This window comes from Serratia ureilytica (assembly GCF_017309605.1).
Lineage (GTDB): Bacteria > Pseudomonadota > Gammaproteobacteria > Enterobacterales > Enterobacteriaceae > Serratia > Serratia ureilytica.
The window spans coordinates 2,338,388-2,350,861 of record NZ_CP071320.1 but is presented as its reverse complement, the minus strand read 5'-3'; the positions used below and the strand labels follow the sequence as shown (position 1 = coordinate 2,350,861).

Sequence of the window (12,474 nt, the reverse complement as noted above, 5' to 3'; positions counted from 1 at the left end):
ACAATATTAATGTGATGATGGCAACCCTGTTTATTATTAAACGGGGTTTATCGCGTGGAAAAATTAATTAGCCTCGTGGTTTCGCCGTCGAGAAAATAACGCCCCCGCATTGCGCGGGGGCGATAAATAAGCCCACTCAGTGTTTGATGATATACATCGTTTGGCTATAGGCCACGTCTTCCGGATTGGTGATCGGGTAGCCTTTTACCCACGGTTTGATCAGGCGGCCGTTGGTGTATTGGTATATCGGCGCGATTGGCGCCTGATCGGCAATGATCTGTTCCATCTTGTTGTAATCGGCGGTCACCGCCGCCGGGTTGGTTTCCCGCCCCGCCTGCGCCAGCAGCTTGTCGTAGTCCGCGTTCTTGAACTTAGCGATATTGCCGCTGTGGGTGGAGGTCAGCAGCGACAGGAAGGTCGACGCCTCGTTATAGTCACCCACCCAGGAGGCGCGGATCACATCGAAATTGCCGGTATTGCGGCTGTCGATGTAAGTTTTCCACTCTTGGTTTTGCAACTTGACGTCAATCCCCAGCTTTTTCTTCCACATCGAGGCCACGGCGATGGCGATCTTCTGGTGGCTCTCGGAAGTGTTATACAGCAGCGTCAGCTTCAGCGGGTTGTTCGGGCCGTAACCGGCCGACTGCAGCAATGCCTTGGCCTGTGCGTCCAGCTCCGCCTGCGGCTGCTGTTGCAGCAAACTCGCCTCGGGTTTGAACCCGGCGGTGACGTCCGGCGTGAAGTGATAAGCCGGTTTTTCACCGGTGCCCAACACTTTCTCCGCGATAATCTTGCGATCGATGGCGTAGGACAAAGCCTGACGCACCCGCACGTCGTTGGTCGGCGCACGCTGGGTGTTGAACGCGTAATAATAGGTGCCGAGCTGATCCGGGGTGTACACCTGCCCCGGGATGTCTTTCAGCAGCTTCTGATACATGTTTTTCGGGAAGGATTCGGTGATGTCGATGTCACCCGCCAGGTAACGCTTGGTGGCGTTGGATTCTTGGTTGATCGGCACGAAGGTCACTTTGGTCAGCACGGTGCGCGCATGATCCCAGTAATGGTCATTAGGCGTCAGCACCAGCTTCTCGTTCACCACCCGCTCCTGCAGTTTGAACGCGCCGTTGCCCACCAGATTGCCGACCTTGGTCCAGTCGTTGCCGTATTTTTCCACCACCGCCTTATTCACCGGGAACAGGCTGAAGTTGGCCGTCAGGCTGACGAAGTACGGCACCGGCTTGTCCAACTGCACCTTGAGCGTGTAGTCATCCGGCGCCGATACGCCCAAGCGATCGGCCGGCAGTTTGCCGCTGATGATCTGCTCGGCGTTCTGGATCCCCGCCAGTTGCGCGAACCAGGCGAACGGCGACAGATTTTTCGGTTCTACCAGCCGCTGCCAGCTGTAAACGAAGTCTTTTGCCGTGACAGGGTCACCGTTTGACCAACGCGCGTCTTTACGCAGATGGAAAATATAAGTCTGGTTGTCGCTGGTCTGCCAGCGGGTGGCGACGCCGGGGATCACTTTGCCGTTGGCGTCCTGATTGACCAGCCCTTCGAACAGATCGCGCGCCAGCTGAGCCTCCGGCAAGCCAACCGCTTTGATCGGATCGAGCGAGGCCGGTTCGTCTTTAATGTGGCGCACGATTTCCTGTTTGTCCGCCAGCGCGGTGCCCGGGGGAACCTGCGCCGCCATGGCGCTGCTCATACAGGCGCCGATCGCCGCCGCGCAGAGCGCCAAACGAAAACCCCGTTGCATTTTTTTTCCCGTCATTATGATTTGTCCCCCGTTAACCATCTGAATTTTTTATCATATAGCACAAGATCCATCCGGCCTAGAGCCCGCGGGCGAGAAGTTGCAAAAAGTGCGATTCAGGCGATAAAAAACCCGTGCGGCGCAGGGCGGCACGGGTGGGATTACGGCAGCGACCGTCAGTCGTACAGGTGGATGCTGTTGATGCGGTAGCTGAACTCTTCACCCTCTTCTTCATCGAACACGGTGAAAAAGCCTTTCTCAGCCAGCGGACGGGCCGAGATATCGGTTTTTTGCAGCTGACGCGCATCCGCGTCGTCGTAGCCGTAGTCGAGATAGAAGGCATCTTTCTGGTAATCGATATGCAGGGTGAACGGATAGTTCGATTCGTCCCCGCGCCCGTCGTCATTTTTCACCACGCCGAACCATTCCCCCTGACGGATCTGGTTTTCAGCGTCTACGCCGCACAGCAGCGTGATGGTGTCATTTTCATTTTCGCTATAGCTGGCGATGATTCTGGCTACTGGCATGTTAAATCCTCTTGCGGGTGATTGGCTTAGCTCTGCCGTTAGTATAACAACAGCCTCAGGCCAGGTGCGGTTTAATTGGCGTTTTCGCCGCTATCGCATCACAGATCGCGCAAACGCCGCACAATTGCGATGGGAAAGATGTCTCAAAGCGTAATACACTGAATAAAATGACAATGACTCTCGGCCTTTAACTCAGGGACAACACCATGACCGAACATCGACCGCGCAGTGAACGTGGCCAGTTGGCCGTCGCAGGAGAGAACTACGGCAGCTCGCTGCTGGGCGCGCCGCTGCTCTATTTCCCGGCGGCGGTCAGCGGCCCGGAAACCGGGCTGATCATCGCCGGCACCCACGGCGATGAGAGCGCCGCCATCGTAACCCTGTCCTGCGCGCTGCGCAGCATCGCCCCCGAACAGTTGCGCCACCACGTGGTGCTGGCGGTCAACCCCGACGGCTGTCAGCTGGGGCTGCGCGCCAATGCCAACGGCGTCGATCTGAACCGCAACTTCCCGGCCGCCAACTGGCGCTCCGGGGACACCGTCTATCGCTGGAACAGCGCGGCGCCGGTGCGCGACGTCAGGCTCTCCACCGGCGGGCGCCCCGGCTCCGAACCGGAAACCCAGGCGCTGTGTCATCTGATCCATCGCCTGAAGCCGCATTGGGTGGTGTCGTTCCATGAGCCGCTGGCCTGCATCGAAGATCCCGCCAGCTCGCGGCTCGGCGTTTGGCTGTCGCACAAGTTCGAACTCCCGCTGGTGACCAGCGTCGGCTATGAGACGCCCGGTTCGTTCGGCAGCTGGTGCGCGGATCTGTCGCTGCCGTGCATCACCGCCGAATTCCCGCCGATCTCCGCCGATGCCGCCAGCGAGCGCTACATCGACGCCATGACCGAACTGCTGACCTACCCGAATTAATCCCTACGGGGCGAGATCGACGATCGCCCCGCATTCGAACGCCAGACCCGGTTCGACGTCCCGCGCCAGCCAGGTCGGGCCGTCCAGATCGACGAAGCGCGCCGCCGGCGCCAGCGGCAAGGCGGCGGATATCGCCCGCGACGTGCACAACATGCAGCCGAGCATGATGGCGAATCCCTGTTCGCGCGCGGCCTGCGCCAGTGCCAGCGCCTCGGTCAAGCCGCCGGTTTTGTCCAGTTTGATGTTGACCATCTGATAGCGTTGCGCCAGCCGCGGCAGATCGGCGCGGGTGTGGCAGCTCTCATCGGCGCAGATCGGCAGCGGATGAATAAAGTGTTCCAATGCGGCGTCGTCACCGGCCGGCAGCGGCTGCTCCAGCATCGCTACGCCGAGATCGGCCAACAGCTGGCAGCGCGCCGCCAGCCCTTCCGCCTGCCAGGATTCATTGGCGTCGACAATCAGCGTCGCCTGCGGCACCGCGGCGCGGATCGCCACCAGCCGCTCGCTGATATAGTGATCGTCGAGTTTTATCTTCAGCAGCGTGGCGCCCTGCCGCTCCAGCTCACGCGCGGCGAAGGCCATCGCTTCCGGCGTTCCGATGCTGACGGTCTGCGCCATGCGGATCTGCGCCGGCGCCGTCACGCCGCTGCGCTGCCACAGGCTCTGCCCGTGCAGACGACACTCCAGATCCCACAGCGCCGAGTCCAGCGCGTTGCGGGCCGCGCCCGCCGGCATCTGCATCAGTAGCTGCTCGCGTGTGATGCCCTGCGCGATCGCCGGCGCCATCTCAGCCAGCTGCGTCATCACCGATTCCTCGCTCTCGCCATAGCGCGGATACGGCGTGCATTCGCCGACGCCGCGCACGCCCTGCTGTTCGATTTCGACCACCACCACCCGGGCTTCGGTGCGGCTGCCGCGCGCGATCACGAAGGCGGTGTGCAGCGGCCAGGCTTCCGGGTAAAAACGCATGTCTCTCATAACGGCTCCTGAGCGAAAACTGCGCATCCAGGCAGGCTGATGCGCCGGTGATGTTTTATAGAACAGCCTAATATATACAACTATTTAGCAAACTTTGATATCCAATCCGCCCCGCTTGTCATAAACTGGCGTCAGGGTGTGAACCTGATGTTAACAGCCGTCGCCGGCGCGCCGTTTTATCAGGTTCATACTCTTTGTATAAACACCTGTAAAAGGAATCTAGCAATGACTCAGACAGTACATTTTCAAGGCAATCCGGTCAGCGTAGCGGGCAAACTGCCACAGCAGGGCGAACAGGCCAAGGCCTTCTCGCTGGTTGCCAAAGACCTGTCAGACGTAGCGCTGAGCAGCTTCGCGGGTAAACGCAAAGTCCTGAACATCTTCCCAAGCATCGATACCGGCGTCTGCGCGACGTCGGTGCGTAAATTCAACCAGCTGGCCAGCGGCCTGGATAACACCGTGGTGCTGTGCATCTCCGCCGATCTGCCGTTCGCCCAGTCTCGTTTCTGCGGCGCGGAAGGCCTGAGCAACGTGGTCACGCTGTCCACCCTGCGCGGCGCCGAGTTCAAACAGGCGTACGGCGTTGAAATCGCCGAAGGTCCATTGGCGGGCCTGACCGCGCGTGCGGTCGTAGTGCTGGATGGCCAGGACAACGTGCTGTACAGCGAGCTGGTGAACGAAATCACCACCGAGCCGGATTACGACGCGGCGCTGGCAGCGCTGAAATAATAAAGCCGGCGAACGCCGGCTTTGGATACACGGGAAGGCGCCGCAAGGCGCCTTTTTTATTCTTCGCCCTCAGCGCCGCCTTTGCGGCTGCTCAGGCCATACTCGCGCAGCTTGTTGGCGATGGCGGTATGGGAAACGCCCAACCGCTTCGCCAGCTTGCGGGTGCTGGGATAGGTGCGATACAGGCGCGTCAGCACCGAGCGCTCGAAACGCTTGCTGATGTCGTCCAGTGAACCGTCCAGCACCTCGTCGCCCAGCGACATCTCCACCTCGAACTCCGGCAACACGATATCCTGCGGCCGCAGTTCGTAGCCTTCGGTTTGCGTCAGCGCGCGGTAGATGGCGTTTTTCAGCTGGCGCACGTTGCCCGGCCAGCCGTATTTGCTGAGGAAGCTGCCCAGATCGTTCGCCAGCTTGGGCCGCGCCACGCCCTGCTCATCGGCGAAGCGCGCCACGAACAGCTCGGTCAGCGGCATGATGTCCTGCGGGCGTTCGCGCAGCGGCGGAATGGTGATGGTCAGCACGTTGAGGCGATAATAGAGGTCTTCGCGGAATTCGCCGCGCTGCACCAGCTCGGTCAGGTTCTTCTGGGTGGCGCAGATCACGCGCACGTCGACGTGCACCTCATGCTCTTCGCCGACCCGGCGGAACGTGCCGTCATTGAGAAAACGCAACAGTTTGGTCTGCATGCGCGGCGACATTTCGCCAATCTCATCCAGCAGCACCGAACCGCCGTTGGCCTGCTCGAAGAAGCCCTTTTTGCCTTCCAGCGCGTTGGGATAAGCGCCCGGCGCATGGCCGAACAGCTCGCTCTCCACCACGTCATCCGGCAGCGCGGCGCAGTTCAGCGCCAGGAACGGCTGTTTGCCGCGCGGGCTGCGCAGGTGGCAGGCGCGAGCCAGAATATCCTTGCCGGTGCCGGTATCGCCCACGATCAGCAGCGGCGCATCGAGCATCGCCAGTTTGCGCGCCTGCTCCAGCACGTGACGCATCTTGGCGCTCACCGCGACGATGTGATCGAATTCGGTATCGTCGTTCACCGACAGATTTTGCAGTTGGCGACCCATGCGCGCGGTGGACTTCAACATCACCACCGCGCCGACCGCAGCCGGCTGTTGCTGTTCGTCCTCCAGATAGATAGGCGTAATGTCCATCAGGAAGTCCTGGCTGCGGATCACCACCCGTTCTGAGTGCGGCGCCGTATGCTCACTCTCCAGCCAGCGGCTGAAGTTATAGCCGCCGATCAGCGCCCCGGCGGTCTGGTTGCGGATCTTGTCTTCGTTCAGGCTGAACAACGCCAGCGCCGCCGGATTGGCCAGCTCGACCTTGCCCTTCATGTCGATAGAGAACACCGGTTCCGGCATCGATTCCAGCAGCGCGCGCAGCGCGCGATGTTCGCGTTCGGAAGGCATAAAGCTGACGGTGCGCACGTCGGTCACGCCGGCGATGCGGCGGATCTCCGCCATCAGCGCGCGGAAAGTATCGAAATCCAGCTGGGAGAAATTGAGGTAAATGCGGCCGATGGGATCGATCTCGATGCCACGTAAGTCAATGCTGCGCGATACCAAAAGATCGAGTAATTCTCGAGTGAGACCGAGGCGGTCTTCGCAAAATACTTCCAAACGCATCAGTGTTGGCCTTATCTCTGCAGGTGCGGGGATCGTTGACGATGATGATACTCCCTCGCACCGGGCGGTAGAAGCGATCTGTCAGCAAAAGTTGACAGAACTCTGATTTATTGCCGTGGTTGCTGATTTTAAACGCAAGCGAATAACAGCATCGGCGTCATTTTAGCCCACAAACAGAGAGTTATCACAAACAGAATTAATTTTGCAGATATTTATCACGCAAGCGCAGGGGGATCGACTATCGTCAAGTCTCGATTACGTCCGGCGTTGGCGCCGGTGAAATAACGGCGCTGCCAGGAGCGCCGTCGCGGGGTTATTTGGCCTTGCCGTCGCTCTTTTTCAGCGTGTCTTTCAATTGGCCGATCAGCTGGCTGCGGAAATCGCCAAGCTTCGGTTTCTCCCCTTCCAGCCACGGCAGCGGGCGACACAGTTCCATCGCCTTGATGCCCAGCCGCGCGGTCAACAACCCGGCGCCGATGCCCTGCGCCGCGCGCGCCGACAGCCGCGCCGCCAGATCCTGCGACATCCAGTCCATGCCCACTTCGCGCACCAGTTCGGAGGCGCCGGCGAAGGCGATGTTGAGCAGCACCAGTCGGAACAAACGAATGCGGCTGAAGTAGCCCAGTTCGATGCCGTACAGCGCGGCGATGCGGTTAATCAAACGGATGTTGCGCCAGGCGATAAACGCCATATCCACCAGCGCCAACGGGCTGACGGCAATCATCAGCGTCGATTCGGCGGCGGAGCGGCTGATTTCGCGCCGCGCTTGGTTGTCGAGCACCGGCTGCACCAGTTTGGCGTACAGCTCCACCACTTCACGGTCATTTTGGGTTTCATGCAGCGAGGCCTGCCAGCGCTGCAGCGCCGGATGCCCCTGATCCAGCCCGGCCTGGCGCGCCAGTTTCTCGCAGAATTCGCGCCCTTGCCCCAGTCCGTGGCTGTGCAACAGCTCGCGCGCCACGTCGCGCTCTTCCGCGCGCTGGCGCAGCCGATACAAACGCCGCCATTCGGTGACCACCGAACCAACGCCGGCGAACACGATCAGGCCGCCGGCCACGCCGCCACCCATGGCAATCCAGTCCTGCTGCACCCAGGCGGTATGCACCCACTGCACGCCCTGCGCCACCACGCTGACGCCGAACAGCGCCAACCCGGCGGTGACCATTTTGCGCCACAGGCTGCGTTTCGGCTTCAGCGCAGCGTTGATGATGCCCTCGGCGCGCCCTTCTTCCTCCTCCTCCTGCAGCTCCGGCGCCGCCGGAAAGAAGCTCTCCGCCTGCTCGGCGTCGAAAGCGACGCCGGCGCGCAACGTCGGTTCCTGCGGCGGCTGCAACGGCTCGTCAAAATCGATACGCGGTTTGATCGGCTCGCTCATCGCAATTTGTCTCCCAGTAAAAATTCCATCACCGCATCCAGACGGATATGCGGCAACGGGCTGTCCACGCTCATGGCACGCGGGCGAAACTCATCGAAGTGAAATCCCTGGCTTTGCCAGAACGCCGGCCCCGGCAAACGGGCCGGCACTTCGCCGGGGAACACCGTCAGCGGCGCGCCGTCGCTGAGGCGATTGCCCTTCAGCGCCGGAATACGCTGCCCCTGATGATCGACAATGCCGCTCTCGGTCGCCTGCACCGAGGCCAGGCCGACGCAATCCATGCTGATGCCTTCGAACGCCGCGTTCTGCCACGCCTCTTGCACCAGCTGTTGCAGCAACGACACCAGATTGGCGTGCTGATCGGCGGTGATGTGGTCCGCCTTGGTGGCGGCGAACATCAGTTTGTCGATGGTCGGCGAGAACAAGCGGCGAAACAGCGTGCGTTTGCCGTAATGGAAACTCTGCATCAGTTGGGTCAGCGCCAGGCGCATGTCGTTGAACGCTTGCGGGCCACTGTTGAGCGGCTGCAGGCAGTCAACCAGCACGATTTGCCGATCGAAACGGACGAAATGCTCTTTATAGAAGTTTTTGACGATCGACTGGCAGTAATAATTGAACCGAGCGCGCAGCATGCCGATATTGGTGTGTTTGTCGGCCTGCGCCAGTTTCGACTCGCCCACCGCGGCAACATCGGGCCACGGGAAAAACTGCAGCGCCGGCGCGCCGGCCATGTCGCCCGGCAGCACGAAACGGCCCGGCTGAATGAAGTGCAGACCTTCGCTTTTGCAGCGCAACAGATAATCGGTGTAGGCCTGGGCGATCGCCGCCAGGCGATTTTCGTCGGCCGGGGCCAGCGGATCGCAGGTTTTACACAGGTCAAGCCAGGGCTTGGCCCATTCGGCGCGTTCCCCCTGCAGCAGCCCGGTCATCTGCCGCGACCAGGCCAGGTAATCCTGCTCGAGCATCGGCAGATCCAGCAACCATTCGCCCGGATAATCGACGATCTCCAGGTACAGCGTCGAGGTGTCTTTGAAATGGCGCAGCAACGAGTCGTTGGAGCGGTAACGCAGCGCCAGTCGGATTTCGCTGACGCCGCGCGTCGGCGTCGGCCAGGCCGGCGGCGCGCCGTACAGCTGCGCCAGCCCTTCGTCGTAGGTGAAACGCTGGATGCCGAGATCGCGCTGCGGGATGCGCTTGACGCCCAGCAGGCGTTCTTCGCGCACCGGTGAAAACAGCGGCATGCGCGCGCCGCTGTGCACATGCAGCAGTTGATTGACGAAGGCGGTGATAAAGGCGGTTTTGCCGCTGCGGCTCAGGCCGGTCACCGCCAGGCGCAGATGGCGATCCATTCCGCGGTTGACCAGCGAGGTTAACTCATTTTGCAGTCGTTTCATTTTGCCTGGAGTCGCATCCTTTTATTCACTAAAACATGCAGTTACACGGTAACACTTCGCTAACCACATGGCCTATGCTCACTATTATAGCCACAAGCAGAGTGAGATTTGCCACAGATGAAAATTGCCACCTTCTCAACTTAACCGACAACGCTTTGTGTAAGACATAGCCGATCAACCTAATATCGCCCCCTATACAAAGACGAGATAGTATTACCCCCACAGGAATAATCACAATCACTCGTACTAACGATACAACCCCTTCATCAAAACGTTTATGTCAATACGAATACTAACCGGAGAATCCGATGAGCACAATTAATTTCGAGCGCGACCTGACCATTATAAATTCGATGGCAACACTTAAAAACACCCAACCAGAATATGACGGTCAACGCATAATCTTAACCGAGTATTATCAAGGAAAGGGTAAAGGTGGCGGTGTATTTACAGGACATACCAACGCGGTAAATGCCATTGACGACGGTGGCTATTCGACGCTTAAAGTCAATCAATCCCCAGCAGCGTGGTATCGTAATGACTTAACCCAGCTTTCTTTATACGACGGGGGATGTGATCTTACTCTTGACGATAATGGCCCCCTGATTCAAAACATTGCACTGATCAGAGGTGAACGCTCCGTAAAGATTCCAAGCGGCTATTGGAATATTAAAACACCGGTCGTCTTTCCAGCCAACAGTGGAATTTCCCTTTACGGTGAAAGCAGTTACAACGGTCGTGCCGTGTTCGTCTACAACGGACAAGACTTGGCAGAACAGACTGATATAACAGGGATTATAACCATCGACGCCGCTCAGGGAGAAATAACCTATAGCGGTGTCAGTTTCAGAAACTTCCAGCTAAGGGGAAATAACAAGACGATTTGCGGACTGAGTATAAAATACGCAAGCTATGTGCACGCCCAGAATGTAAGCATTCTTTACTGTCGGGGAGCCGGTCTTTATTTAGATAAGGTTCAGGATAGTTACTTCAAATTCGTCGAGGTTCAAGGCTGCGGCAGAACGTCGGGAGATTATGATAACTACCTGGACATCACTGACTTCAATAAGATGCTTCTTGCCCCCATTCATTTAACATCAACAATGCAAAATGACCACTGCAACATGTTACGATTCGAAGATTGTCAATGGGAAGCCAATTTGATAAGCCCGACTATCTATGTTAACGGTGGAATAGGACTTTGGTTTAAAAACCTACATATGGAACATCGAACCGGCCCGCTTCAAAAATTGATCGGCAACAATCCCAATGCCAGCTGTCTATTATATATGAATAATTCTGGCGAAGTTTACCTCAATGAAGTTCAGGCATCAGAGATAAAACACTTAGTCTATAGCTCTGGATACGGTGTTTTATATGCTACAAATATTAATCGAGGAGGGAATATTACTCACGCAGCATCAGGCAAAAAATTCAATGTGTTCATGAATGGGTGCTGGCTTCAGGATATGGACTTTTCATCCAGTGTAAAAGCCATGATCAGCAATTGCCGACTAGCCAGTTTGACCTGGCGATACCCTGCTTATCCAAGTACTATTTCGGACACCCACTTTTCCGGCAACGTTGCTCTGACAGAAGATGGAGCCAACCCACGTATCGATTTGGTCGACTGCCAGTATGGCAGCGTGAAAAGCAATACCAGCAATCTACGTTTCCTCGGCGGGCGTTGCTCGGGAGATTTTTACTATGTCTCACGATCGGGGGCTGGCTCGGTCATTGACGTTGACGTTGAAGGCAACACGACCATCAGCACCAGTTACGGCTGTTCATATCAGCCTGGAAAATCCAACTATACCGCAGTACGGATCGCCGACGGCCCCAAAGAGCTCGGCGGCGTAATGCGCCCCATTGGTTCCGAATGGTTCAATACTGCTGTGGCCGGTGACGAAGAAGGTGCCATCTATAGCTGGGTGAAAACGACTACCGGGTGGCGCCCCTCCAGTCGCATCAGTCGTTTCGGCACGAGCTTATCTTCCATGACGTTTGCTCAACTTCCTGCTGCGAATGTTTGCAAAGGCACCGCTATTTTTTGCACCAATACCGCAGCAAATCCATCGGCACAGGCAATCATAAGCAACGGTTCGAATTGGGTCTATTTGGCAACCCCGGGGACAAAAGTCACCGCAGCGAATTGAATGAACGATATCATGCCGCCCTACTTGGGTGGCATCTTCTCTCCCGCCACGTAACGCCCGAATGCCTTGTTCAGGCCTTTACGGAACAGCGGTTCCAGCACCAGCGCCAGCACGAAGCGCACCGGTTTGCGGCCGACGGTCTTCAACAGCCAGCCGGCGGCGCCCGCCGGGCCATAGTTCAATAACGCTATGATGATGACTTTAGCCAATGTCTTCAACATTGCCGCCGCTCCTGATTTAAATCCACCCGTTCTGGTGGCGTTCGCGACATCAATTTTATTCATGACAATGCCCTCCGGCACAAGACGATTAAGATGACCTTCAACGGGATGACGGCGGCGAAGATACCCGGCCTGCGCAGGCCGGGTATCGCAAGAAGAGTTACAGCTTGCGGAAGCGGCTCTGAACGCCGAAGGTGTCGGACGTCACGTAACGCTCGACCTGACGCAGCTGCTGTTCGCCGCTGCCCAGCTCATATTCCAGCTGATCGAGCAACTGGCGCGGCGTCTTCTGATGCTCGCCCTCGAAACGGCTGGCCGGCGCTTCGTCCAACACGAACACCAGCGCGATATAGGCCACCAGCGTGAAGAAAAACAGCCCAAAGAACAGCGACAGCACCACCATCACGCGGATCAGGCGCACCGGCACGTCGAAATAGTGAGCCAGACCGGCGCAGACGCCTTTTACCATGCCTTCTTCGGGTACGCGATAAAGCTTTTTACTGCCCAGCGTCATGCTCATCAGGACTGTCTCCAGTTCGGGTGTTCCGCATCGAGGATCTCTTCCAGCGCCTGAATGCGTTCACGCATGCGTTTGGCGTCTTCCGCCAGCTGCGCCAGGCGCTGCATTTCTTGCTGACTCAGCTGGATGCCGGTCTGTTGCCGATTGCTGTAATGCAGCCAAAGCCAAATCGGCGCGACAAACAGCACGAAAATTGTCAGCGGAATGGCAAGTAATAAAGCACTCATTGTTATTCCTTCTTATCGGATCCTGAATAGGCGGCCACCTCCGGCGTGTGGC

General features: G+C 58.1%; 12 protein-coding genes. 3 read left to right on the top strand and 9 right to left on the bottom strand.

The window, feature by feature from the left end; genetic code table 11:
• Positions 1-136 precede the first annotated feature (136 nt).
• Together J0X03_RS10935 and J0X03_RS10930 are read right to left on the bottom strand one after the other, a co-directional pair.
• Positions 137-1,771 carry a peptide ABC transporter substrate-binding protein gene (locus J0X03_RS10935; RefSeq protein WP_160880168.1) on the bottom strand — a complete coding sequence of 545 codons (1,635 nt, stop codon included), beginning with the start codon at positions 1,769-1,771 and terminating at the stop codon, positions 137-139.
• A 158-nt stretch (positions 1,772-1,929) separates the two neighbouring features.
• Positions 1,930-2,280 (bottom strand): hypothetical protein, encoded by a 351-nt coding sequence (locus J0X03_RS10930; RefSeq protein ID WP_015378006.1) that lies wholly within the window; start codon positions 2,278-2,280, stop codon positions 1,930-1,932.
• Between the two features lie 206 nt (positions 2,281-2,486).
• Between J0X03_RS10930 and mpaA the strand changes: the two genes are divergently transcribed.
• Entirely contained in the window at positions 2,487-3,194 is a 708-nt protein-coding gene (mpaA, locus tag J0X03_RS10925) for a murein tripeptide amidase MpaA (protein ID WP_033643228.1), read from the top strand.
• Positions 3,195-3,197: 3 nt separating this feature from the next.
• Here mpaA and ycjG read toward each other — a convergent pair whose 3' ends face one another.
• Complete coding sequence (ycjG, locus tag J0X03_RS10920) at positions 3,198-4,172, bottom strand: L-Ala-D/L-Glu epimerase (RefSeq protein WP_033643229.1); 975 nt, start codon at positions 4,170-4,172, stop codon at positions 3,198-3,200.
• Positions 4,173-4,397: 225 nt separating this feature from the next.
• Between ycjG and tpx the strand changes: the two genes are divergently transcribed.
• Positions 4,398-4,901: a thiol peroxidase gene (gene tpx / locus J0X03_RS10915; protein WP_004930536.1), complete on the top strand. Its 504-nt coding sequence runs from the start codon at positions 4,398-4,400 to the stop codon at positions 4,899-4,901.
• Between the two features lie 56 nt (positions 4,902-4,957).
• Here the strand turns inward: tpx and tyrR are convergent, their stop codons facing one another.
• From tyrR to J0X03_RS10900, 3 genes are all read right to left on the bottom strand, one after another.
• Positions 4,958-6,529 (bottom strand): transcriptional regulator TyrR, encoded by a 1,572-nt coding sequence (gene tyrR, locus J0X03_RS10910; RefSeq protein WP_033643230.1) that lies wholly within the window; start codon positions 6,527-6,529, stop codon positions 4,958-4,960.
• Between the two features lie 313 nt (positions 6,530-6,842).
• Positions 6,843-7,904: a YcjF family protein gene (locus J0X03_RS10905; protein ID WP_060660661.1), complete on the bottom strand. Its 1,062-nt coding sequence runs from the start codon at positions 7,902-7,904 to the stop codon at positions 6,843-6,845.
• Positions 7,901-9,298 (bottom strand): YcjX family GTP-binding protein, encoded by a 1,398-nt coding sequence (locus J0X03_RS10900; protein ID WP_033650278.1) that lies wholly within the window; start codon positions 9,296-9,298, stop codon positions 7,901-7,903. The genes J0X03_RS10905 and J0X03_RS10900 overlap by 4 nt, the downstream gene beginning before the upstream one ends.
• 308 nt (positions 9,299-9,606) lie before the next feature.
• On the opposite strand from J0X03_RS10900, the gene J0X03_RS10895 reads away from it, so the two are divergent.
• Positions 9,607-11,454 carry a hypothetical protein gene (locus tag J0X03_RS10895; protein WP_103101519.1) on the top strand — a complete coding sequence of 616 codons (1,848 nt, stop codon included), beginning with the start codon at positions 9,607-9,609 and terminating at the stop codon, positions 11,452-11,454.
• A 20-nt stretch (positions 11,455-11,474) separates the two neighbouring features.
• On the opposite strand, the gene pspD is transcribed toward J0X03_RS10895, so the two are convergent.
• The 3 genes from pspD to pspB form a co-directional block, all read right to left on the bottom strand.
• Entirely contained in the window at positions 11,475-11,738 is a 264-nt protein-coding gene (gene pspD / locus J0X03_RS10890; RefSeq protein WP_071883554.1) for a phage shock protein PspD, read from the bottom strand.
• 97 nt (positions 11,739-11,835) lie between these two features.
• Positions 11,836-12,195: an envelope stress response membrane protein PspC gene (gene pspC / locus J0X03_RS10885; RefSeq protein WP_033643233.1), complete on the bottom strand. Its 360-nt coding sequence runs from the start codon at positions 12,193-12,195 to the stop codon at positions 11,836-11,838.
• On the bottom strand, positions 12,195-12,422 hold the full coding sequence (pspB, locus tag J0X03_RS10880; protein WP_004930553.1) for an envelope stress response membrane protein PspB: 228 nt from the start codon (positions 12,420-12,422) through the stop codon (positions 12,195-12,197). The genes pspC and pspB overlap by 1 nt, the downstream gene beginning before the upstream one ends.
• Between the last annotated feature and the right edge of the window lie 52 nt (positions 12,423-12,474).

Coding starts and splice junctions, on each gene's coding strand:
- J0X03_RS10935 (WP_160880168.1), bottom strand. CDS start 1,771: ATGACGGGAAAAAAAATGCAACGGGGTTTTCGTTTGGCGCTCTGCGCG.
- J0X03_RS10930 (WP_015378006.1), bottom strand. CDS start 2,280: ATGCCAGTAGCCAGAATCATCGCCAGCTATAGCGAAAATGAAAATGAC.
- mpaA (WP_033643228.1), top strand. CDS start 2,487: ATGACCGAACATCGACCGCGCAGTGAACGTGGCCAGTTGGCCGTCGCA.
- ycjG (WP_033643229.1), bottom strand. CDS start 4,172: ATGAGAGACATGCGTTTTTACCCGGAAGCCTGGCCGCTGCACACCGCC.
- tpx (WP_004930536.1), top strand. CDS start 4,398: ATGACTCAGACAGTACATTTTCAAGGCAATCCGGTCAGCGTAGCGGGC.
- tyrR (WP_033643230.1), bottom strand. CDS start 6,529: ATGCGTTTGGAAGTATTTTGCGAAGACCGCCTCGGTCTCACTCGAGAA.
- J0X03_RS10905 (WP_060660661.1), bottom strand. CDS start 7,904: ATGAGCGAGCCGATCAAACCGCGTATCGATTTTGACGAGCCGTTGCAG.
- J0X03_RS10900 (WP_033650278.1), bottom strand. CDS start 9,298: ATGAAACGACTGCAAAATGAGTTAACCTCGCTGGTCAACCGCGGAATG.
- J0X03_RS10895 (WP_103101519.1), top strand. CDS start 9,607: ATGAGCACAATTAATTTCGAGCGCGACCTGACCATTATAAATTCGATG.
- pspD (WP_071883554.1), bottom strand. CDS start 11,738: ATGAATAAAATTGATGTCGCGAACGCCACCAGAACGGGTGGATTTAAA.
- pspC (WP_033643233.1), bottom strand. CDS start 12,195: ATGAGCATGACGCTGGGCAGTAAAAAGCTTTATCGCGTACCCGAAGAA.
- pspB (WP_004930553.1), bottom strand. CDS start 12,422: ATGAGTGCTTTATTACTTGCCATTCCGCTGACAATTTTCGTGCTGTTT.